Genomic DNA, 20364 nt, shown 5'->3' on the forward strand with positions numbered 1-20364 from the left:
GCATGCGTATAGGCGCAAAAAGCGGGAATTGATGTAAGCTAATTCGTACAAATGAATCAACGCTATTCATTATCGGCCGAATCAAAAATGGCTGACCATTTAAAGCCTGATGATTATTAACTCGCTTAATTTCACGCGCAGGTATTCTTTTAGACTTTATGTTTTAATTCTTGTGTATTTTATCTGGATTTAATCCTGATGAGAAAGCAATATCATTTTAGAAAAGTTGAAAACGATACCTATATTTGGGATGTCGATCGCTTGATCGAACTCACTCAATCTTTTCAAGTCAGACAAGTTCCGCTATCAGACATCAAGGAATTAGACGAAGCTTATTGGTATCCAGATACTCACCCAACCACTCATGAAATTATTGCGCATATGCAACTCATTCAAGAGGCAGATTTATCTTATCCCATCATTTTATGTTCTCAAGGTCGCTTGATGGATGGTATGCACAGAGTGGGAAAAGCAAAGATTTTAGGCAAGGCGTCGATTTCTGCGGTTCAATTTGATACAAATCCGCAACCTGACTTTATCAATGTGCATGAAGATGATCTGATCTATGATGACAAGTGAATAAATTAAAAACAATTGAAATCAATCTCATATTGATAAAAAAGCCCAGAACTGAAGTCTGAGCTTTTTTGAATAGACTATTACATCAAAGTCTTACTTCACCACTTCTATCACAGGCATTGAATATTTACCCTCTTGCATGGCTTTACTTGGACCGTACATTCTTAAAATGATATAGCTGTCTTTATTTGGAATCGGTAGAAAGTTTGAATTGTTGGCATTAGCTTTTTCATCAGAACTTAATTCTATGGTGTACAGACCATCTGCACCCGCTTTAAGTGTACGGTCACCACGACTATGACGATTCATTTCGTTATGTGCCATAAGCTTATTATCTGAACCATAGACCGTAAATGACCAGAACTGACTCACTTCTGGCGCTTTAAAGTGTATTTTGTACTTTTTACCATTTGAGCCATTAATATTTTTACCATCTGATCCAACATCAGTTTTTAAGTACACGGTTTCAGTTGGTGGTAACCCCCACTGACCAATATAGGTTCCTTCTGCAAATAGGTCGCGAGGGCCATCACCCAATTGCTCACGAGTACCTAATAAATTACTAGAATTGGACAATTTAGGTAAAAGGTCTTTAAGATGCTGCATACCAAGTTTTTCACCTACTTTAGCAGCCGCCAATTGCTCTTGAGTAAACTTATAATTACAAGGTGCAATACCCATTGCCTTGTATTGGCTAACCCACTTTTTATCTGCCTCTGCCATTGTGCCTTCACAAAGCATAAAGTTGACACGTTCTAACCAAGAAGTATTTTCTGGGTTTGGATAGTTTCTTTCTTTTTGTTTTGGCCCTGCTTCACCCAAATACTCAGATAAAGTTCGAATGTTCCATTGATCCATATAATTTAGGGCTTTTTTCTCATCTTCTTTGCCTGTCGCCATAATACGACCCATCATTTTTTGCAAATCAGATTCGACATAAATCACTTGGTCGACACTTTCAGGTACAGTACCTTTCCAAGATTTTGAAGCAAACATGAAACGACCACCTTTAGTGCCACGCGTTCTGGCACCAATCATGGCTGTAGTGTAGTGACCCATGTCCATGGTGTGCAAAATCCAATAACGCCCCTTATCAAAATCTGGAATACTCACAATAACAGGTTCTGTACCTACATCTAACCAACCCATTAAGTGCAAGGTATCATTATTAATACTTGGGTGAGCAGTATATGTATCATCCGCGAGTTGACGAATATTTTGGAACCGATTTAATGGGGTGTTAGTTTCAACCGTTGTTTTATAGAAATATTTATAGGCTTCATCAATGGAGTAGCCATACAAATAAGCATCTTCAGCAACTTGATCTGGAATCGCTGCATTCGACGTAGAGCCTACCGCTCCAAGCATTATGAGTGATAATAGTCCTATTTTTTTCATATTATTCCCTTAGTATTATAAATTACTGGGTACTTTTATCATTTTTTAATATTCTTTTTCACCACTCAAATGAATGGTTGTTAAATCTAAATTGAAAGATTCTTCATCTACGGTTCTCATTTCTTCTAAATCCAGTCTTTGCCATTTTCTTCTGTTAAACAAAGAGTCTGTATTATTAAATTTTTGATTCCATAGAAAAAGGCATATTCATTCCCTCTATACCGACGAATAAATATGCCTTATTAAAAGATAGCTTACTTAAAAAACTTAGATAAATTCTTCCAACACTGAGTTTAAAAATACATGCCCTTGCTCGGTACACGCTAAACGCGTCGCATCATCCACCATTAATTTTCGACTGTGTAGTGAGTCTAAAGTTTCAGCCAGACTATCCAGATTCAAACCTGTCCGCTGCGCATAATTTTCAGCAGTAACTCCATCATTTAAACGCAAAGCATTCATCATAAACTCAAATGGAAGTTCGTCGGCTTCAATGCGCTTAAACTGCACATGCTCCGCAGGGACTTTAGCCAAATAGTCTTTGGGTAAACGAGTTTTCTGGAACCGATAGACCCCATCTGGCTGGGTCACTTTGGCATGTGCACCTGCACCTATCGCTAAATAGTCGCCAAACTGCCAGTAATTCAAATTATGCGCGGAAGGCTGCTCTTTACGCCATGCCGAAACTTCATAATTGATAAAACCCTGCGCTTTTAAATAAGCTTCACCTTGGGCTTGAATCTCTTCAAGCACATCGTCCACAGGTAAGATAGGCTTGGTTCTAAAGAATACGGTATTCGGTTCAATCGTGAGTTGATACCATGAAATATGGGTTGCACCATTGTCCACGGCAAGCTTCAAATCCAGTAGAGCTTGCTCTAAAGTCTGTTCAGGTAAACCATGCATCAGGTCGACATTAATACGTTTAAAACCTGCATCACGCGCAAGGCCAATCGCAGAAATCGCATCGGCGTTACTGTGAATTCGTCCCAACTTGGTTAAATGTTCAGTATTAAAGCTTTGAACCCCGATCGATAACCGATTGATACCTGCTGCCAAATAATCAGCAAAAGGGTCATGTTCAACTGTGCCAGGATTGGCTTCTAAGGTAATTTCACAATCCGCCTCAAAAGGCAGTAATGCTTTTAACTGGGCAAATAACCATTGATACCCTTGCGCTGAAATGAGGGACGGTGTTCCGCCGCCAATGAACACACTATGAATACGACGCCCTTGAGCAAACTCGAGTTGAGTTTTAAAGTCCTCCACCAAAGCATGTAAATATTCTTGCTCTAAATCTAAAGACAGTTTGCCATCTGGCACCGCATGCGAGTTGAAGTCGCAATAAGGACACTTACGCACACACCACGGCATGTGAATATATAAAGACAACGGAATATTTGCAGGATGTAAATCAGTCAAGGAAGAGACTCTAAAGCACAGCGGTAATCTTGCATATTTTAACATGACTGCATCAAGACACTTATGAAATCTGTGTCTATTTGGATTAGACTGATAAAAAGACAAGAAGAATGAATGGTTTAAAATGATGAAAATATCGAGCCACTTGCTGTTTATGCTACCACTGGCCTTTGGTATTGGCATTGCTATGACTTTTCAAACGGCACTAAATACACAACTCAGAGAATATTTTTACTCTCCACTACAAGCCGCATTGTTATCCTTCTTCATTGGAACCTGCGTTTTAGCGCTTTTGGTTGTACTCCAACCTGTGGACAAACCACAGTTACATGATTTTTCCAATATTCCATGGTACTTATGGCTCGGTGGTTGCTTAGGGGTTTATGCCATCAGTATAAGCATCTATACTGCGCCTAAATTAGGCTTTCTCACGTTTTCAGGTTTGGTTATTTTTGGACAAATCCTGACCTCCGTGATTTTTGACCATTATGGTCTACTTGGTACCGAAAAAACCCCTGTCAATTGGCAGCGTTTACTTGGTGGCGTCGTAATTTTTATTGGTGTGCTTCTCACTTTACAACGCTGAATTTATTTAGACCAAGCACATGATGAATATGAGTAATTTTTGTGTCGACTACAAATAAAATCACGTCCCATCGTTTCGAATTAAAAAAGCTATTGGTGTTAATGCTGCCCATCCTGATCACGCAGTTTTCTCAAGCGGGTCTCGGGTTGATTGATACCATCATGGCTGGACATTTATCCCCTACCGATTTAGCCTCAATTGCTGTCGGTGTCGGTTTATGGATACCGATCATGTTGTTGTTCAGTGGCATCATGATTGCGACAACACCCTTGGTGGCAGAAGCCAATGGCGCACGTACCCCTGAAAAAATCGCCACTATTGCTCGTCAGTCCCTTTGGGTGGCCTTTATTTTGGGGAGCATTGCGGGTTTAATTTTACAAAGCATGCCGCTCTTACTGCCACTCATGGGTGTACCTGCAAACTTACTGCCTAAAGCCAGCCTATTTTTACATGCCATTGGCTTTGGCATGCCTGCGGTGACTATGTATGCAGCACTGCGTGGATATTCTGAGGCACTTGGTCACCCACGTCCTGTGACCGTCATTAGCTTAGCGGCCTTGGTCCTTTTGGTTCCACTGAACTTTGTCTTTATGTATGGTTTCGGCCCAATTCCAGCACTCGGTTCGGCAGGCTGCGGATTTGCCACTGCGATTTTACAATGGATCATGTTTTTCACCTTAGCCACTTATATTTTTAAAGCTTCGGCATATCAAAAAACTCAAGTGTTTAGTACTTGGGAGAAGATGGATCGCTATTGGATCGAACGTATTTTAAAACTTGGTTTACCCATTGGCTTAGCGATTTTCTTCGAAGTCAGTATTTTTAGTACCGCTGCAATTATTCTGAGTCCACTGGGTGAAACCATTGTGGCGGCGCATCAAATTGCAATGTCGGTCACCTCTCAGTTATTTATGATTCCGATGTCCCTTGCCATCGCCCTGACTATTCGTGTTGGGACCTACTATGGCGAAAAAAACTGGGAGGCTATGCGAAAGGTGCAAAAACTCGGACTGGCTACAGGTACGGTTTTGGCGCTGATGACCATGCTGCTGATTGCACTGTTTCGTCCTGAAATTGTGGCAATTTATACCTCAGATCATGAAGTATCAGAAGTTGCGATGTATTTACTACTGTTCGCACTCGCCTACCAACTGATGGACGCTTGGCAAATTAGTGCCGCAGGCTGCTTACGCGGCATGCAAGACACCAAAGGTCCAATGTGGATCACAATGGTTGCCTATTGGATCGTGGCCTTTCCGGTCAGTATCTATTTGGCGCGCTACACCAATATAGGTGCGGCAGGTGTTTGGATTGGACTGATTGTCGGTTTAAGCGTGGCGTGTGCCCTGCTCTTGCTCCGACTTTATAACAACAATAAACGCCTCAGTCAGGACTATCCATAAGTTATGCATGGCACTGAATAGGAAGAAGTCAGTCTCTTCTCCTATTCCAGCTATTTTACTGCTGTGCCAAAGCATCTTTCAGACCTTGTGGCACTTCACTTTCATCCTCAACGTCTTTAACCACCACCTGCCCCACGATCACCTCACTGCCATTAAAGGTCATGGTGGGTGAACCATACAAACTATAGCCTTCATTCAGTGCTTGGGTGACGCGCGCACAAAAATGTACATCGTCCTTGCCTGTAAAATAACGATACACTTTCATTTATTTCATACTCAAAATTTTTCGCACAGTGTAACGTGATTTTTAAATACAAAAGCATCCTGTGTGTAATTCACACAATTGACCACTATTATTTAAATAGAAACATCAGCTTAACAATTTAAAGTAGGCAGTTTTGCATTTGTCGCCTATGATCAAATCTGAGATGTAATAAGATGCCCCGAGGAATATCGCATGGCAAATACGACTCGTACGCCCGGTCGTCGCTTTATGAAACTTGCCAGCATGACGGCAAGTATCGCAACCAAGACTGTGACCAATTCAATTAAAAACTTCAATGCCGATGAAGATAAAAAAAATGCGGCGCGCAGTCAGCTTTTTCAGGACATTGGACTTCAAATTGCAGATACCTTAGGTGAAATGAAAGGTGCCGTGATGAAAGTCGGGCAAATTGCATCTCAATACAAAGATATTTTTCCGCCTGAAGTGGCACGTGCAATTAGTAAATTACAACGCCAAGCGCCAGCGATGCCTTTTCAAGAGATCAAAGCTCAAGTTGAAAAAGAACTCGGCAAGCCGCTCAATCAAATTTTTACCTCTTTTGATGAACAACCCTTTGCCGCAGCCTCCATTGGTCAAGTACATAAAGCCACTTTACCGAGTGGTGAGCAAGTTGTAGTTAAAGTTCAATATCCGGGTGTGGAAGAAGCCTGTGAAAGCGACTTAAAACAAGTCCGTTTAGCGCTACGCTTGATGGGTGTACTTAAAATTGACCGTAAGCTGCAAGATCAACTCTTTAAAGAAATTCAAGACAGTTTAGACAACGAGCTAAACTATCAAATAGAAGCGCAAAACTTAGAGGTCGCACGCACCTTTCATCAAGCTTTAGACCCTAAAATTATTATTCCTCAAGTCTACAAAGACTATTCAAGCCGTCATATTTTGACCTTAAGCTTAGAGCACGGCGAAAGCATTGAAACTGCCAGTACATGGTCACAAGACACGCGCAATGAACTGGGCCGTCGTTTATTCCGTGCCATTGGTCGTGAGATTTTCTTTTTAAAACGCTTCCACTGCGACCCACATCCGGGCAACTTTGCTTTCCGAGAAGATGGTAGCGTGATCGTATATGACTACGGCGGTGTCAAAACCCTATCGACTGAAATCGTGATGCATTTTAAGCAGCTGATTCAAGCAGCGCGCGACAGTAATATCTTGGCCATGGAGCAGCAACTGACTGCTTTGCACTCCATGTCCGAACAAGGCAAATTTCCTGCCGAACTGTATGAAGCATGGTTAGAAGTGCTCATGCGTCCACTGACCACTTTGTATGACTTTGCTGAGAACTCAGCGCATCATGATGGCATTGAACTGGTCAAGCCATCGCTGAAATATTGGGATGTGTTTAAACCCTCGCCCGATACGCTAATGGTCAATCGAACAGTCTCAGGACATTATTGGAACCTGATTCATCTCAAAGTGCACGACAACCTTAATGATCTATTCGAAGAATTGGTGCCACCGCCTGCCTAAATAAAGACTGTAGGCACGATAAAATCGCTACAACTCAATAAACCCCGTTACATAAAATCACGGGGTTTATTTTGACTTATCAATTGTTATATTATAACATTCCAAAATAATACATTTAAGGAGAAGTCTATGCGTGCCAATATTCATCCAGAGTATCGTGAAGTCCTGTTCCACGACACCAATGCCGACGCGTTTTTCGTGATCGGCAGTACCTTACAAAGTCATCAAACTCGTGAGTATGAAGGCAAGACTTATCCTTACGTCAGTTTAGATATCTCAAGTGCATCACATCCGTTTTATACCGGTGAACAACGTCAAACCAGTAATGAAGGTCGTGTTGCAAGCTTCAATAAACGTTTCGCGCGTTTCAAACGCTCACAATAATTTCATTTTTCTTTAAGCTATACGCGTTATAGTAAAGATATCAAGAAGCCTAAGACCTCCTCCAGCTTAGGCTTCTTTTTTATGCGTTCTTTTCTGGTTCCTATTTTGACCATCTTTTTTTTCTTAATGTTTAAGCACACTATCTAACAGATAAAATCCGATCCCAAGCACGATGACGCCCACCACTAAACTAGACAGTGCATAACTCAAAGCCAATACAGTTTGTCCCTGTCTAAAAAGCTGAAAAGTTTCGAGACCAAAACTCGAAAATGTCGTGAAACCGCCCAATATACCTACCATCAAAAATAAACGTGCTTCTTGTTGCAGTACTGGAAACTTCTGGCTAAATGCAAAAAAAACACCCGCAGCAAAACAACCGATGATGTTGATCCACCATGTCGGCCATGGAAAACTCATACTGGGTTTAAACAACCATAATCCTGCACCGTAGCGTAAACAGGCCCCTATTCCGCCCCCCATTGCCACCAAGATCCAATTCATTGACCTATCCTATTCTTTACAAAATGCGTATGGATAAGTCCGAAGTTATCCACAGCTCATCAACTATAATGCTATTAAACCTGAATCAATCCTCGCACTTCAAGGTTTTTCAACATCGGTTGTTGATCCTTACATATCTTATTGTCTCACTCTCAAAAGTGAACATTAGCATTCGAACTCGCACATGCTTTACATGGGATATTGAACCCTGCATCGCCGAATATCTTTACTTCACCCTAGTGTGCTCTATGACCAATACAACATAGATTCCCAAAATCACTAGCACCCGTTCTTCATGCAAAACAGAAGGTTTTCTCTCAGGCAAAAACTCCCAAACATGCAATTTTTGGGTATGATGTGGACATAAATTTAGTCGGAAATAGACGCATGGCACAGGTATTATTGGCTCAGCTTGCAGCGGGCGAAGCAAAATTTTCAGATGTATTGGCATTCATTGAAGCAGCCTATACACATACACCAACTGCATTTAAAAATGGTTTACAGCACAATGCAGCAACTGAAAACCAAGGCAGTGCAAAAGTGTTTTCGTTTGCACAGCTTCAAGGCCTCGATCAAACGCAAACTTTAAGCCTATTTGCAGAACACTATGCTTCTGTTTTAGCCACACCTGATGCAACAGATCATCAAAATATTCGTCAATTTATGTTGAATGGATGGGATGGTATTGAATTTGATGGTACGGCATTAACTGCAAAATAAAGATAAAAAACCACGTTCAAGTTACTTGAACGTGGTTTTAAACAAATACAATATTAATTTTATTATCAGATATTTATAAACACTATTAACATTGATACACCTATAAGCATCCACAGATTTGACAAGTAGGTTTCACGTGGAGCAAGACTTCATATGGCTATTAATCGCCTAGAAAACATTAAAACAGCACGATGAAATAACTCAGCGCTACTTCCACATTACCCCTTTACCCGTTCGATCCATTGAATTGAGCTGACCCGAAATACTTCACATGCTCCATCGCCCGTATCGGTCGGGGTTAAGGATGAGGTCCAGACCATATCTTTGTCTTTAATTTCAACCAACTCACCTTTTAAACGAACCAAATCACCACGTTTCACGTGTTTAATTTGTTTAGCAATTTCAGGGTTGGCTGGAATGATGTGCATATTTGACACCATTTGCATGGCTTGCTCGGCAGGCACAGGCAAACGATCAATTTTCCAGTTGAGATAACGGTCGTATTGATTCACGGTAATATGGCGTGCAATTTCAGGTTCAGCAAACAAGCCCCAACTCACGGCGTAGTCAATCGGAGAGAATTTAGCTTGTGCATCATCCGAATACATTTTAGAACCTAAAATTCGAAAATCACCTTTAAACGGTTTCAATACCGAAATCGATTGATCTTTAGAGGTCGGTGCTAAACCTTTGGCAATGTTGTAATCCACAGTGGCACTTGCACTGATGGGCAACAGCAAACTGCTGAGTAAACCGAGCAGGATAAATTTAGATTTCATTGCAAACCTCATTCCCATCAACCTAGGAAAATACGAAACAATTTCATCTTAGTCCAGTTTCCTGAAAAGAAGCTTATGAACTTAGTAACATTATGAATGAATTATGCAGTCTACTTTTAGCCACAGCACTTTTCAGTTAGGCTAGAGCTGAAGAACAGAGCCCCAAAAAACAATCATGCTTTATAAATACTATCAACAACACATCTTTCCACATGTCCTGAATCAGGTCATGCAAGTACCAAGCTTAATGGACAAACGCCACGAACTGCTTTTGCCAATTCAGGGAGAGGTATTGGAAATTGGTTTTGGTACAGGGCTGAATCTGCCCTTTTATCAAAATGTCGATACTGTCTTTGCCCTTGAACCCAGTCCTGAAATTTATCATTTGGCTTTAGAGCGGATACAAGCAGCAGCATTTGAAGTGCATCATGTACAAGCCCGTGCGGAAAAGCTGCCTTTTGCTGACCATAGCCTTGAGCATGTAGTCAGTACATGGACACTGTGTAGTATTGCTGAGCTAGAACAGGCTTTGGCGGAAATATTACGGGTGCTCAAACCGGGTGGCACCTTACATGTGGTGGAGCACGTATTAAATACAAATAACCTTTATATTCAGCGCCTACAACACTTACTCACGCCTGTGCAAAAGCGTTTAGCCGATGGCTGCCATCTCAATCGAAATATTGAACAGGCCTTAAAAGCAACAGGATTTAATATGATAGAACAGCACTACTTTTATGCCGAAGGTATTCCGAAACTCGGACAACTGATGTTTTTTGCACGCGCTCAAAAGCCATACTCAAGTGATGGGTCATGAAAGTCATGAAGAAAGCACCTGCTCTATATCAAGCAAGATACTTTCATGGGTGAACATCGCCAAGCTTATTCAATCGTATCAAAGTCAATGCGGACCGTTTCAAAACGAACCCTCCCAGCTTGAATCGCTTGCGCAATAGCAACTTGTCCTTTGGTTAACCTCGCCCCACCGCTTTTAATATCAATGAGAACAATTTCAATATCCTCTGGTCGCCCTTCACCATCACGCAGGTCGGTATAGCCATCAAATACCACATAGTCGACAGGATCGCCCAAAAATTTGGCATCGCTAGGTAAGTATTCAAATTGCGGCATGATCGGGGCCAGTTGCTCCGCCATTTTGCCTTTAAGCACCGCACGACTGGTATTGACACTGCGCTTTTGTGCATGGGTTAAAGCCTGCTGATGCTCTAATTCTAATTCGGCAATGTAGCGCTCATATTCTGCTTTGATGCGTCCATTTCGGCTGTGACTTAAAATAAGGGTGGTCAAGACCACACCAATTGCTGCACCGATCAACATTGCCATCCATATGGACATGGTTCTTTCCTAATTTTGTGCTACAGGTAGCAAGATTTAAACTTACAACTTTGGTTTGGTGTCATATGCGACACACAAAAGAATGATATGCTAGGGGTGAGCAGAATAAAATCATTTAAGGTCATGAAAACGATATTAATCGCCAACCAAAAAGGTGGCTGTGGCAAAACGATAACCGCAATCAATTTAGCTTCGGCACTCGCACAAAAAGGTTATAAAGTAGCTTTGGCCGATGCGGATAATCAAAAATCTGCTCGTCAGTGGTTAAAACAGCGTCCAGAGCAAGTGGCGCATATTCAAAGTTTAGATTGGCGCCATGAGAAATCGATAGGTGAAGTGCCTAAAAACATTGAATATTTAATTATCGATGCGCCGGGTGCGCTGTCTGGTGAGCATGCCGAACAGCTGGTCAGTGAAGCGCATGCGATTGTGACCCCACTGCAACCCTCGTTTTTTGATATTGACAGTACCCGTCGTTTTTTAAAGCATTTACAAGACATTAAACGCATTCGTAAAGGCAAAGTGCAAATTTTGCTTTTGGCCAATCGGGTCAAAGCCAACAGCGCCAGTGCCAAAGACATCCAAGATTTTTTTGCAAAAATTGAACAACAGCCTGTAGCGTGGATTTCAGAACGTACTGCATATGGCCAATTGGCAATGCAAGGTTTAAGCGTATTTGATAAAACACAAAAGAATTACCTCTCCATTCAAAGTCAATGGCAACCGCTGCTCAATGCCATTGTCGATGACCCAAGTGCTTGGTTCTAAAATATTTTGCTATAGATAAAACGGGACTATTCCCTATTTATAGTCGGTTATTCACGAGAACTTACCAAGGGTACGTTCTCGTGCGCATTTTTTTCAGTTAATATGACTTTGACCTTAGAGATATAGCAGTGAATACCGTGCAACGATACGCACCAGCCTTACAAAAAGTATTGTTATTTGGACTGATTTTTATTCTGTTCTATTTGAGCTTTCAAGTCCTGAAATACTTTATTGTACCTGTGCTTTGGGCTGCGATTATTGCCTACATCACATGGCCTTTATATCACTCAGTACAGAAACTATGTGGACCACGTCCAACCTTAAGCGCCACCATCATGATCAGTATGGTGGTATTAGTTGTCGGTATCCCGCTGACCTTTGCTATCTTTATGCTGCAACATGAAGGTCGTAATCTATTTTATGAACTACAAAGACAAGTGTTCTCAGGTCATTTAGATGTTCCGCAATTTATTCGGGATTTGCCGATTATTGGTAAAGAAGTCACTCGTACTTTAAAAGAAATCAATACCGATCCGAACAGTATTGTGCAAAATGTTTCGGGCTGGTTTCAAAGCCACTTAAATTATGGCCGTTTGGTGCTAAGTGAAATCAGTAAAAATATTTTTAAACTTTGCTTTGCAGTGATGTCGTTATTCTTCTTCTATCGTGACGGACAAACCATTTTAAATCAGGTCAGTAAAGCGCTGGAAATGGTGATTGGCCCACGTATCCACCACTATTTAGACACCATTTCAGAAACAACGCGTGCTGTGGTCTATGGAGTTGGCCTGACTGCAATTGCGCAAGCACTCTTGGCAGGCCTGAGCTATTTTGTTGCTGGTGTCCCAAACCCAATGGTACTGACCATTGTGACCTTTATCTTTGCACTCATTCCTTTTGGCCCTCCTGTGGCATATAGTGCCGTGTCTTTATGGTTATTCTCTCAAGGGCAGACTATTGAAGCGATTGGAGTGATGGTGTGGGGGGTTTGTGTGGTCAGCACAGCAGACAATGTGATTCGCCCATTGGTGATCTCAGGTGCAACGCAAATTCCGTTCTTACTGATCATGTTTGGTGTATTGGGTGGTTTAGCCAGCTTTGGTATGGTCGGCTTATTTGTCGGCCCCGTGATTCTAGCAGTACTGTTAGCCATTTGGCGCGAATGGCTACATGAACAAGTCAATGAACCCCTAATGATGCCGAAAGCGACATTGGCTTACGATCCACCCGAAGAGCCTTTAGATACGCCCAAAAAATAAGTTCAGTGAAATGACTTGAACGCATGCTTTCCTCGAAAGTATGCGTTTTTTTATATCAGATACAAAAACACTCTACGGACAACATTGAACCGAAGCCCTGCCTTTGTTTGAATGGTTCTGAATTTTAAGGAAAAAGGACCCAACATGTTGTCTTCTGCTTTCAAATTAAGCGCACTTGTGACTTTAATCGGTTTAGGGACTGTAGCATGTACCACCACACCCACTGAAACCAATACGATGGTTAAAGATGTCGATGTACACGCCGTTTCAACTACAGGTGTGGGACAAAAAATTGGCACCATTCGTTTTATTGATAGCCCTGTTGGTTTAGCGATTCAAACCAATTTGACTCAACTTCCACCCGGCCCACACGGTTTTCATATCCATGAAAAAGGTTCGTGTGATGTGGCTGAAAAAGAAGGAAAACCTGTGGCTGCTTTAGCGGCTGGGGGACACTTTAACCCAGAAAAAGCACCAAACCACGGCACACCACTCAATGGCCATATGGGTGATTTACCGATCTTGAATGTCGATTCAGCAGGTAATGCAAAAGTCAATTTACTCGCTCCTCGCTTAAGTTTAGCTGACGTTGAGGGCTTAGCGGTAATGGTGCATGCAGGTGGTGATAACTATTCAGACACCCCTAAACCACTTGGCGGTGGCGGTGACCGTATTGCGTGTGGCGTAATTAAATAAATCTATTATCCCATGCAGTGTGAATAAAGTAGTGTTTTGAACTCGCACATGTGGATAAGTTTCGACTTATACACAATGCAGCGGAGCCATGCTCTGCTGCATTTTTATTGTCATAGGTGAATTTTTAATGCAGTGGAGCACCGCATTAAATTGACAGTGCTCTAAAAAAAGTTCAGGCTAAAACCAAAATAAAACTAAGCCTAGACTATTACATCGTGAACAATCTTCGTCAGTGGTTTCAGTCCTTTCAGTCCAATGCAATTTTTATGTATTGCTTGCAAATCTTGATTGTGCTGAGTGGCACAACCTTAGGTTTATATTTTTTAGGACTGCAACAGCTCATCGTTCCGACCACATTAGGCGCAATTGCAACAGCCCTGACCGACTTCGATGACCGGCTCAGCATTCGTCTCAGAAATCTTGCCTATGTCTGTATCTTGTTCTTTAGTGTTAGTAGCATTTTAGATTTTTTACATCCTTATAAATTCTTCTTCATCTTATATTTATCACTGTCTAGTGCTTGTTTTATTTTACTAGGGGCACTGGGGCAACGCTATGCAGCAATGAGCTTTGGCACCATTCTACTTTCCCTATACAGCATGTTTGGCCTAGGTGAATATTCGGTTTGGTACTTTCAACCCAGTTGTTTTGTCTTTGGAGCATTGTGGTATGGCTGTACCGCCATTGTGTTTTATATCCTTAAACCCACCTTGGCCGTTCAGGACAACTTAGCCCGCTGTTTTAATCAAGTTGCCGATTTGCTCAACGCAAAAGCACGTCTATTCGACCCAGACAATCGAGACAATGTAGAAGCGCTTCTCTATGATTTATCCTTACAAAACAGTACTGTGGTGCAAAGTTTTAACCACACCAAAAGCTCACTACTGACGCGACTAAAAGCATCTCGCGCCAACCAAAATACAATTTATTGGCTCAACCTCTATTTTCTCGTTCAAGACATTCATGAACAAGCCAGCTCTAATTATTTACACTATGAGCAGTTACATCAAAACTTTAGCCGTACTGACCTCATTTTTCGTATTCAAAAAAATATTCGGCTGCAAGCCCTTGCCTGTCAGGCTTTGGCACGATGTATCTTAGCCAATCAAACCTATGTATCCGATCCAACGACCACTCAGGTGTTGCTGAATTTACACAGTTCCATGCAGGACTGGATTCGAGATCATCCACACAATATTGAAGTCAAAAATCTACAACTGATTTTAAATAATTTGGACAGTGTGCATGAACGTTTTCAGCACCTCAACCAACTACAATCGCGCCAAGAACAGCGTTATCAACAGCATATTGATAACCTCAACTTATATGATGATGATATTCATGATTGGCATGATCTGTGGCTCAAACTCAACCAACATCTCACTCCCCAATCCGCACTGTTTCGCCATGCGGTGCGTATCGCCTTTGTCTTTGCTGTCGGTTATGGCATCTCGCTTCTGCCCTTTGCGCAACATGGATATTGGATTTTGCTCACCAGTTTATTTGTTTGCCAAATGCGTTATTTCGCCACCAAAAACCGCTTAAAAATGCGAACCTTGGGCACTATTTTGGGCGTTGTTTTAGGGATTCCACTGCTGTATTTCGTCCCAAGTATTGAAGGACAACTGCTACTAACCATTATTTTTGGCGTGTGTTTTTTCTATCTCAGTTCCAAGAAATATGCCATGGCGACCCTGATGGCAACACTCATGGTGCTGCTGATTTTTAATTTAAAAGGTGCAGGCTATGCCATTATTTTACCACGAATTATAGACACCCTCATTGGCTGTGCCATTGCTTGGTTCGCAGTGAGTTTTATTTGGCCCGATTGGGACTTCCGCAATATTTCCAACACCATAAAAAAAGCATCCGATGCAACCCTCAACTATTTCAATGCCATTTGTGAACAATATCAACACGGCAAAAATAATAGTCTCGCTTACCGCAGTGCGCGACGTACTGCGCATAATGCCCAAACTGAACTGGCGAACATGATCTCCAGTCTTAGTACTGAACCCAATCCAAACCCAGAACTGGTACATCATGCTTTTCGCTACTTGGTATATAGCCACAGTCAACTCAGTTATATTTCTGCTTTGGGAAGTCACCGAGAATTGGTGCAGGATACACAAGTGCTGGAACTCATGCTGTGGTGTCAAAATACGCTAAATCATGTACTGCTCCATCAGCAGGCATTAGCTGAACTCGACATCCAGCAAAAACTGGCAGAGATTAAACGCTTAAATGCGCAAGAAACCATGAATCAGAATTTACACTTGGTACTCAAACAAATCAGTCTACTACTGGAAACTCTGCCCGAATTGCTGAAGTTAAAAACTGAACTGCTCGCCCGAGACATTAAATAAAACGGATGACACAACGACGATCTTTAAAAGGTTCATGATGTACGGGTGTATTGTGGTTCATTTTTATCTGGTTCTTGCGTACACTCGAGCTTCATTCTCATAGATTTTTTGACCATGAACATTCAGACATTACGTGTTGTAGGATTTTTAGAAGGGATTTCTTTTTTACTGTTGTTATTCGTTGCGATGCCAATGAAATACATCTTTGATAACCCGATCCTAGTCAAATACGTGGGTATGGGTCATGGCGTATTGTTTATCTTGTTTTTAATTGTGCTGTTTGTGGTCTGTGAAAAGAAAAAATGGTCTTTGAAGATGTTTATTTTAGGTTTGATCGCTTCAATCTTACCTTTTGGGCCTTTTGTGTTTGATGCCAAAATTAAAAAATTAGAACCTGAGCAAGCTGAAGCCTGAGTTAAAAAACTGGCTTTAAAAAGGATTTTTTAGAGCAGTAATAAAAAGCGCCCATTCAAATGAATGCGCGCTTTTTTTTTAATGTGAACCTCGCTGAATTCAGTGAATAAAATCTTAGTAGACACCACTCTCGAGACGTTTTTGCATCACTTTTTTCACGGTCGCACGTGGAAAGCTAAACCAAAGTGCAATCAATATCAGGCAGACCAAACTATAGGCCCAAAGACCAAATGCCACATAAGCCATACGAATCAGTTCAATCACGAAGAAGAATGTAAACATCATCAGTACCGAAACGGCTGCAGCAACCGTCCCTTTGGATACTTCCGATGACATCAACGCAAAGCGATATAACACCGAAAAACTAATGCCTTCGCCAAAGCTCACCAAAGTCATCCCCACAATCAGTAACGGTAAGAAATAGCTTTGGAAAATAGTGCCGAGCACCACCAACAGCGTACCGACGAACATCAAAGGTAAACCGAGTAACACGGTTTTACCCAGTGCCATTTTGTCGATGACTTTAATCAATACAATGTTGCCCAGAATGAGACCACCCAAGACGGGGAACTGCGCTAAGCCGTATTGCATACTGCTCAAGCCAAGTTCTTCCACCAAAATCACGGGTGACAGTGCAATCCACAGCATCAAAGGCATCGCGACCATCGGTAGGCCAAAGGTGAGCGCCAAAAAGGTCTTATTTTTATAGACCGTCTTATAGTCATCCCAAATATAGCGCAGCGGCTTTTTAGAATGACGCTGTTGTGTCGCAGGCATTTTGGCTTTTAAACCAAACCAACTTAAAAAAGCCAAAAAGGCGATGCCAATAAAGCCCCAATGCCATGACACATGGTCAATCATAAATGCACCCACTACAGGGCCAAGCAGCGGTGCCAACAGAGAAATATTCGCCATGAGTGCCATGACTTTAATGGCATCACGCTCTTCAAAACTTTCCTGTACTGCGGCATAACCCACCGCAGAAATCATCGATAGCCCCACGCCTTGTAAAAAGCGGAGCGCCAAAAAAGACTCAATATTTTGAGTGAGTAAAATCGCGAGGCAAGTCAGCACAAAAAATGCCACACCTGCGAGCAACACTTTTTTGCGGCCTAAACGGTCTGAGAGTGGTCCAAGCAGCCACGCGACACAAGCCCCGCCCAGTAAATAAAAGGACATAGAGGATGGCGCCCACGCACTACTTACCCCAAAGTCTTGGGTAATCGCGAGCATGGCAGGCTGGACTAAATCGTTACCGATATAGACCGAAAATTCGAATAAAACCAATGCCAAAGGAAACATCAATGTGGCACGGCTTAACTTTAAAGTTTGTACGTTTTGCATTGTTATCTACATATAAAATGCGTACAAGCCTGAGCAAAGTCAGTTAGAGGGAGAGACGACTAAGCCCAATGGCAAGCACTGAGAAATTTATTAAATTACGTTTTTTTAAATGCGCTGAGATTTCGCGGCTTAATACACCGTATTCACAAGGTGTCTAAGATAGATCAAACGATTTCAGTTGTGAGATTTTTATAACTCAAACTAATACACCCACTAATTTGAGTGGGTGTAGTTTAGCAGTTTATAACTTGAGAAATTGTAATTTTTCTTACAGTAGCTAAGCTGAGATTTCAGTTTTGACTTTTATCGTGTTCGGTTCACGAGTGAGATGATCAGGCTTCATAAAGAAAGAACAAATGATTGCAAATACAGCCATCCCCACAATATAACTAATGATTAAATGCGGGCTGCCATCGCCAATACTCAAGAGTTTAGTTGCAATAAGCGGAGCTAACCCCCCTCCTAATACACCTGCAAATTGCACAGAAATGGAAATGCCACTGTAACGAATTTCAGCCGGAAATTGACGGGCAAATAGCTGGGCTTGTGGTGCATACATAATGGGGAAAACCACACCAATACCTAACACAATCGCCGTCCAAACTAATACTGGGTCTTTGGTGCCCAACATGGTGAAAAATGGATAGCAATATAATGCCAAGACCAAGAGACCAAACATAAACATATTTCGTTGCCCGACTTTATCCGATAAATGACCACACAATGGTGTCATCACCATAATTAAGCCTGCACCACAAATCGTTGCAAATAAAATATCCTGACGCGGAATTCCTAACTTGGTGGTGGTATACGCCAAGGCAAATGTAGAGGCAATATAAAACCAAGCATTTTCCGCTGCACGCGCGAAAATAATCGTCAGCAACTCACGTGGGTGATTTTTAAAGACTTGCATAGCAGGAACTTTAATTTCCTGCGCCTGCTCTTTCACTTTTTCGAAGTCAGGTGATTCAGGCACTTTGACGCGAATATACCAACCAACTCCTAATAGCAGAATGCTGGCAAGGAATGGTAAACGCCATCCCCAACTAAATAAGCTAGCTTCAGGCAGTAAAGAAACAGCGCCTAAAGCAAGAGAAGCCAGTAATAAACCTCCCCCTGCACTGGCCTGAGGTAAACTTCCCCAGAAGCCCTTGCCACCTTCGGGTGCATGCTCAACTGCCATCAAAACAGCACCACCCCACTCTCCCCCCATCGCCATACCTTGAATAAATCGAAGAATGACCAAACAGAAGGTTGCCCAATAACCAATACTTTCATAAGTGGGTAACAGCCCAATCAAAACCGTCGGAACTCCCATCATAATCAAGGTGGTTAACAACATGGTTTTACGACCAATTTTGTCACCAAAGTGTCCAAAAATAATCCCGCCCAGTGGTCGTCCGATAAATCCCACCGCATAGGTGGCGAAAGCTGCCAATACCCCAGTTAAAGGGTCTAAATTGGGGAAAAACAATTTATTAAAAATCAGCGCCGCAGCGGCACCATAAATAAAAAAATCGTACCATTCTATGGTCGTTCCCACCATGCTGGAGATTCCAGCCAAACGGTGAGAAGACTTTTTATGTGGAAGACCCGATCCTTGTATCTGCTCCATACCCACCTCTTGCAATTCTTAGTATTGTCTGCTTTCTGTCACGTTTAAAATCTGTCCTGATTTTTAAACCACGCAACTATAACGATATTGGTTATGATTTCATGCACTTTAAAGCTATGACGACTCATAACTTTAAGAAAAATATTATAAAAGTGAACTAAAATTCACTAATTTATTAATGTGGATTAATCTTGAAATAGAGTCAATCTACTTAATTACTTAAGTAGTTTTCATAAAGTATTTTTTATTTAAATTACATAAACTTAAAAATAAATTCTTGATTTTTAAGCGCTGAGGATGCACTTGGCAACCCCAATATTTGAATCAAAAATGCATCATTGAAAACAATAGAAAAGATAAAAAGGTCATTTTTTACAATTGCTAATTCAGCACAATTTACTATATTGCTTCATATACTAAGTATGGATACTTATTATGATTGACTATAATAAATTGGCTTTTGATTTTAGCCCCGCACCTATCGTGGTGCTCAGTAATCGGCATATGGTCGAAATGAATCACGCCTTTGCTCAGATGTTTGGTTATGAACGTGAAGAGCTTCTTCATCACTCCATTATTAAAATTTTCCCCAGTATTGAAGACTATGAGAAGGTCGGAAATGATGCTTTGCAAAGCCTATTGCAAAAAAATAGCCTGCATTATTCGGATCAACGCTTTATGCAGCATAAAAGTGGAGAGATTTTCTGGACACATACCCATGGACGTACACTCACCCCTGAAGATCCTTTTCAATTGATGGTGTGGCATTTTGAACGTAAAGAACAGCATCCGCTGACCAGTAAACAGAAGTTAACAAAACGTGAGTCTGAGATTACGCAGCTCATTGTAAATGGACTAACCTGTAAAGAAATTGCACGAAAACTTTCCTTGTCACATCGTACAGTCGAGGTTCATAAAGCCAATTTAATGAAGAAGCTTGGTGCTCATTCTAAAAGTGAGCTCAGCTCTAAAATTATTATTCAGAATCGACTGACGCATTTTTAAGACGTCATCTTTG

The 20364-nt window shown here is 41.6% G+C and carries 21 protein-coding genes; 13 read left to right on the forward strand and 8 right to left on the reverse strand.

Annotated elements, in window-relative coordinates; translation table 11 throughout:
* Window positions 1-198: 198 nt before the first annotated feature.
* On the forward strand, window positions 199-579 hold the full coding sequence (locus GVX98_RS09635) for a hypothetical protein (RefSeq protein WP_004977970.1): 381 nt from the start codon (window positions 199-201) through the stop codon (window positions 577-579).
* Window positions 580-672: 93 nt separating this feature from the next.
* On the opposite strand, the gene GVX98_RS09640 is transcribed toward GVX98_RS09635, so the two are convergent.
* On the reverse strand, window positions 673-1977 hold the full coding sequence (locus tag GVX98_RS09640) for a DUF1254 domain-containing protein (RefSeq protein WP_159127897.1): 1305 nt from the start codon (window positions 1975-1977) through the stop codon (window positions 673-675).
* 267 nt (window positions 1978-2244) lie between these two features.
* Entirely contained in the window at window positions 2245-3399 is a 1155-nt protein-coding gene (hemW, locus tag GVX98_RS09645; protein WP_159127898.1) for a radical SAM family heme chaperone HemW, read from the reverse strand.
* A gap of 124 nt (window positions 3400-3523) precedes the next feature.
* Here hemW and GVX98_RS09650 point away from each other — a divergent pair, with 124 nt between their 5' ends.
* Window positions 3524-3985: a DMT family transporter gene (locus tag GVX98_RS09650; RefSeq protein WP_035326225.1), complete on the forward strand. Its 462-nt coding sequence runs from the start codon at window positions 3524-3526 to the stop codon at window positions 3983-3985.
* Between the two features lie 41 nt (window positions 3986-4026).
* Window positions 4027-5388, forward strand: coding sequence for an MATE family efflux transporter (locus GVX98_RS09655; protein ID WP_323843778.1), 1362 nt, complete (start codon window positions 4027-4029; stop codon window positions 5386-5388).
* A 55-nt stretch (window positions 5389-5443) separates the two neighbouring features.
* Here the strand turns inward: GVX98_RS09655 and GVX98_RS09660 are convergent, their stop codons facing one another.
* Window positions 5444-5653: a DUF1737 domain-containing protein gene (locus GVX98_RS09660; protein WP_005401312.1), complete on the reverse strand. Its 210-nt coding sequence runs from the start codon at window positions 5651-5653 to the stop codon at window positions 5444-5446.
* A gap of 192 nt (window positions 5654-5845) precedes the next feature.
* On the opposite strand from GVX98_RS09660, the gene GVX98_RS09665 reads away from it, so the two are divergent.
* Window positions 5846-7144, forward strand: a complete 1299-nt coding sequence (locus GVX98_RS09665; protein WP_159127899.1) for an AarF/ABC1/UbiB kinase family protein — start codon at window positions 5846-5848, stop codon at window positions 7142-7144.
* A gap of 129 nt (window positions 7145-7273) precedes the next feature.
* Entirely contained in the window at window positions 7274-7528 is a 255-nt protein-coding gene (locus GVX98_RS09670) for a type B 50S ribosomal protein L31 (protein WP_004691406.1), read from the forward strand.
* A gap of 123 nt (window positions 7529-7651) precedes the next feature.
* On the opposite strand, the gene crcB is transcribed toward GVX98_RS09670, so the two are convergent.
* A complete protein-coding gene (gene crcB, locus GVX98_RS09675) occupies window positions 7652-8029 on the reverse strand; it encodes a fluoride efflux transporter CrcB (protein ID WP_004977981.1) in 378 nt (125 codons plus the stop codon).
* Between the two features lie 387 nt (window positions 8030-8416).
* On the opposite strand from crcB, the gene GVX98_RS09680 reads away from it, so the two are divergent.
* Complete coding sequence (locus GVX98_RS09680) at window positions 8417-8749, forward strand: HopJ type III effector protein (protein ID WP_004691410.1); 333 nt, start codon at window positions 8417-8419, stop codon at window positions 8747-8749.
* A gap of 218 nt (window positions 8750-8967) precedes the next feature.
* Here the strand turns inward: GVX98_RS09680 and GVX98_RS09685 are convergent, their stop codons facing one another.
* Window positions 8968-9528: a hypothetical protein gene (locus GVX98_RS09685; protein WP_004691412.1), complete on the reverse strand. Its 561-nt coding sequence runs from the start codon at window positions 9526-9528 to the stop codon at window positions 8968-8970.
* Window positions 9529-9703: 175 nt separating this feature from the next.
* Here GVX98_RS09685 and GVX98_RS09690 point away from each other — a divergent pair, with 175 nt between their 5' ends.
* Window positions 9704-10345, forward strand: coding sequence for a class I SAM-dependent methyltransferase (locus tag GVX98_RS09690; RefSeq protein ID WP_159127900.1), 642 nt, complete (start codon window positions 9704-9706; stop codon window positions 10343-10345).
* Between the two features lie 65 nt (window positions 10346-10410).
* Here the strand turns inward: GVX98_RS09690 and GVX98_RS09695 are convergent, their stop codons facing one another.
* Window positions 10411-10884, reverse strand: a complete 474-nt coding sequence (locus tag GVX98_RS09695) for a Holliday junction resolvase-like protein (protein WP_131230694.1) — start codon at window positions 10882-10884, stop codon at window positions 10411-10413.
* 123 nt (window positions 10885-11007) lie between these two features.
* On the opposite strand from GVX98_RS09695, the gene GVX98_RS09700 reads away from it, so the two are divergent.
* The 5 genes from GVX98_RS09700 (at window position 11008) to GVX98_RS09720 (ending at window position 16387) form a co-directional block, all read left to right on the forward strand.
* Window positions 11008-11652, forward strand: a complete 645-nt coding sequence (locus tag GVX98_RS09700) for a ParA family protein (RefSeq protein ID WP_004977991.1) — start codon at window positions 11008-11010, stop codon at window positions 11650-11652.
* Between the two features lie 137 nt (window positions 11653-11789).
* Window positions 11790-12911 carry an AI-2E family transporter gene (locus GVX98_RS09705; protein ID WP_168158788.1) on the forward strand — a complete coding sequence of 374 codons (1122 nt, stop codon included), beginning with the start codon at window positions 11790-11792 and terminating at the stop codon, window positions 12909-12911.
* A 144-nt stretch (window positions 12912-13055) separates the two neighbouring features.
* Window positions 13056-13607: a superoxide dismutase family protein gene (sodC, locus tag GVX98_RS09710; RefSeq protein ID WP_159127901.1), complete on the forward strand. Its 552-nt coding sequence runs from the start codon at window positions 13056-13058 to the stop codon at window positions 13605-13607.
* Between the two features lie 215 nt (window positions 13608-13822).
* Window positions 13823-15973, forward strand: a complete 2151-nt coding sequence (gene yccS, locus GVX98_RS09715) for a YccS family putative transporter (protein WP_159127902.1) — start codon at window positions 13823-13825, stop codon at window positions 15971-15973.
* A gap of 114 nt (window positions 15974-16087) precedes the next feature.
* Window positions 16088-16387, forward strand: a complete 300-nt coding sequence (locus tag GVX98_RS09720) for a DUF3817 domain-containing protein (protein ID WP_151836794.1) — start codon at window positions 16088-16090, stop codon at window positions 16385-16387.
* Between the two features lie 114 nt (window positions 16388-16501).
* Here the strand turns inward: GVX98_RS09720 and GVX98_RS09725 are convergent, their stop codons facing one another.
* Complete coding sequence (locus GVX98_RS09725) at window positions 16502-17731, reverse strand: MFS transporter (protein WP_159127903.1); 1230 nt, start codon at window positions 17729-17731, stop codon at window positions 16502-16504.
* A 277-nt stretch (window positions 17732-18008) separates the two neighbouring features.
* Window positions 18009-19346, reverse strand: coding sequence for an MFS transporter (locus GVX98_RS09730; protein WP_159127904.1), 1338 nt, complete (start codon window positions 19344-19346; stop codon window positions 18009-18011).
* 435 nt (window positions 19347-19781) lie between these two features.
* On the opposite strand from GVX98_RS09730, the gene GVX98_RS09735 reads away from it, so the two are divergent.
* Window positions 19782-20351, forward strand: coding sequence for a LuxR C-terminal-related transcriptional regulator (locus tag GVX98_RS09735; RefSeq protein ID WP_228716282.1), 570 nt, complete (start codon window positions 19782-19784; stop codon window positions 20349-20351).
* Window positions 20352-20364 lie beyond the last annotated feature (13 nt).

Source organism: Acinetobacter sp. 8I-beige (assembly GCF_902505955.1).
GTDB lineage: Bacteria > Pseudomonadota > Gammaproteobacteria > Pseudomonadales > Moraxellaceae > Acinetobacter > Acinetobacter johnsonii.

Bases quoted from the DNA above. Each gene is read 5' to 3' on its own strand.
- GVX98_RS09635 (WP_004977970.1), top strand. From the start codon at position 199: ATGAGAAAGCAATATCATTTTAGAAAAGTTGAAAACGATACCTATATT.
- GVX98_RS09640 (WP_159127897.1), bottom strand. From the start codon at position 1,977: ATGAAAAAAATAGGACTATTATCACTCATAATGCTTGGAGCGGTAGGC.
- GVX98_RS09650 (WP_035326225.1), top strand. From the start codon at position 3,524: ATGATGAAAATATCGAGCCACTTGCTGTTTATGCTACCACTGGCCTTT.
- GVX98_RS09660 (WP_005401312.1), bottom strand. From the start codon at position 5,653: ATGAAAGTGTATCGTTATTTTACAGGCAAGGACGATGTACATTTTTGT.
- GVX98_RS09665 (WP_159127899.1), top strand. From the start codon at position 5,846: ATGGCAAATACGACTCGTACGCCCGGTCGTCGCTTTATGAAACTTGCC.
- GVX98_RS09670 (WP_004691406.1), top strand. From the start codon at position 7,274: ATGCGTGCCAATATTCATCCAGAGTATCGTGAAGTCCTGTTCCACGAC.
- crcB (WP_004977981.1), bottom strand. From the start codon at position 8,029: ATGAATTGGATCTTGGTGGCAATGGGGGGCGGAATAGGGGCCTGTTTA.
- GVX98_RS09680 (WP_004691410.1), top strand. From the start codon at position 8,417: ATGGCACAGGTATTATTGGCTCAGCTTGCAGCGGGCGAAGCAAAATTT.
- GVX98_RS09685 (WP_004691412.1), bottom strand. From the start codon at position 9,528: ATGAAATCTAAATTTATCCTGCTCGGTTTACTCAGCAGTTTGCTGTTG.
- GVX98_RS09690 (WP_159127900.1), top strand. From the start codon at position 9,704: ATGCTTTATAAATACTATCAACAACACATCTTTCCACATGTCCTGAAT.
- GVX98_RS09695 (WP_131230694.1), bottom strand. From the start codon at position 10,884: ATGTCCATATGGATGGCAATGTTGATCGGTGCAGCAATTGGTGTGGTC.
- GVX98_RS09700 (WP_004977991.1), top strand. From the start codon at position 11,008: ATGAAAACGATATTAATCGCCAACCAAAAAGGTGGCTGTGGCAAAACG.
- sodC (WP_159127901.1), top strand. From the start codon at position 13,056: ATGTTGTCTTCTGCTTTCAAATTAAGCGCACTTGTGACTTTAATCGGT.
- GVX98_RS09720 (WP_151836794.1), top strand. From the start codon at position 16,088: ATGAACATTCAGACATTACGTGTTGTAGGATTTTTAGAAGGGATTTCT.
- GVX98_RS09725 (WP_159127903.1), bottom strand. From the start codon at position 17,731: ATGCAAAACGTACAAACTTTAAAGTTAAGCCGTGCCACATTGATGTTT.
- GVX98_RS09730 (WP_159127904.1), bottom strand. From the start codon at position 19,346: ATGGAGCAGATACAAGGATCGGGTCTTCCACATAAAAAGTCTTCTCAC.
- GVX98_RS09735 (WP_228716282.1), top strand. From the start codon at position 19,782: ATGATTGACTATAATAAATTGGCTTTTGATTTTAGCCCCGCACCTATC.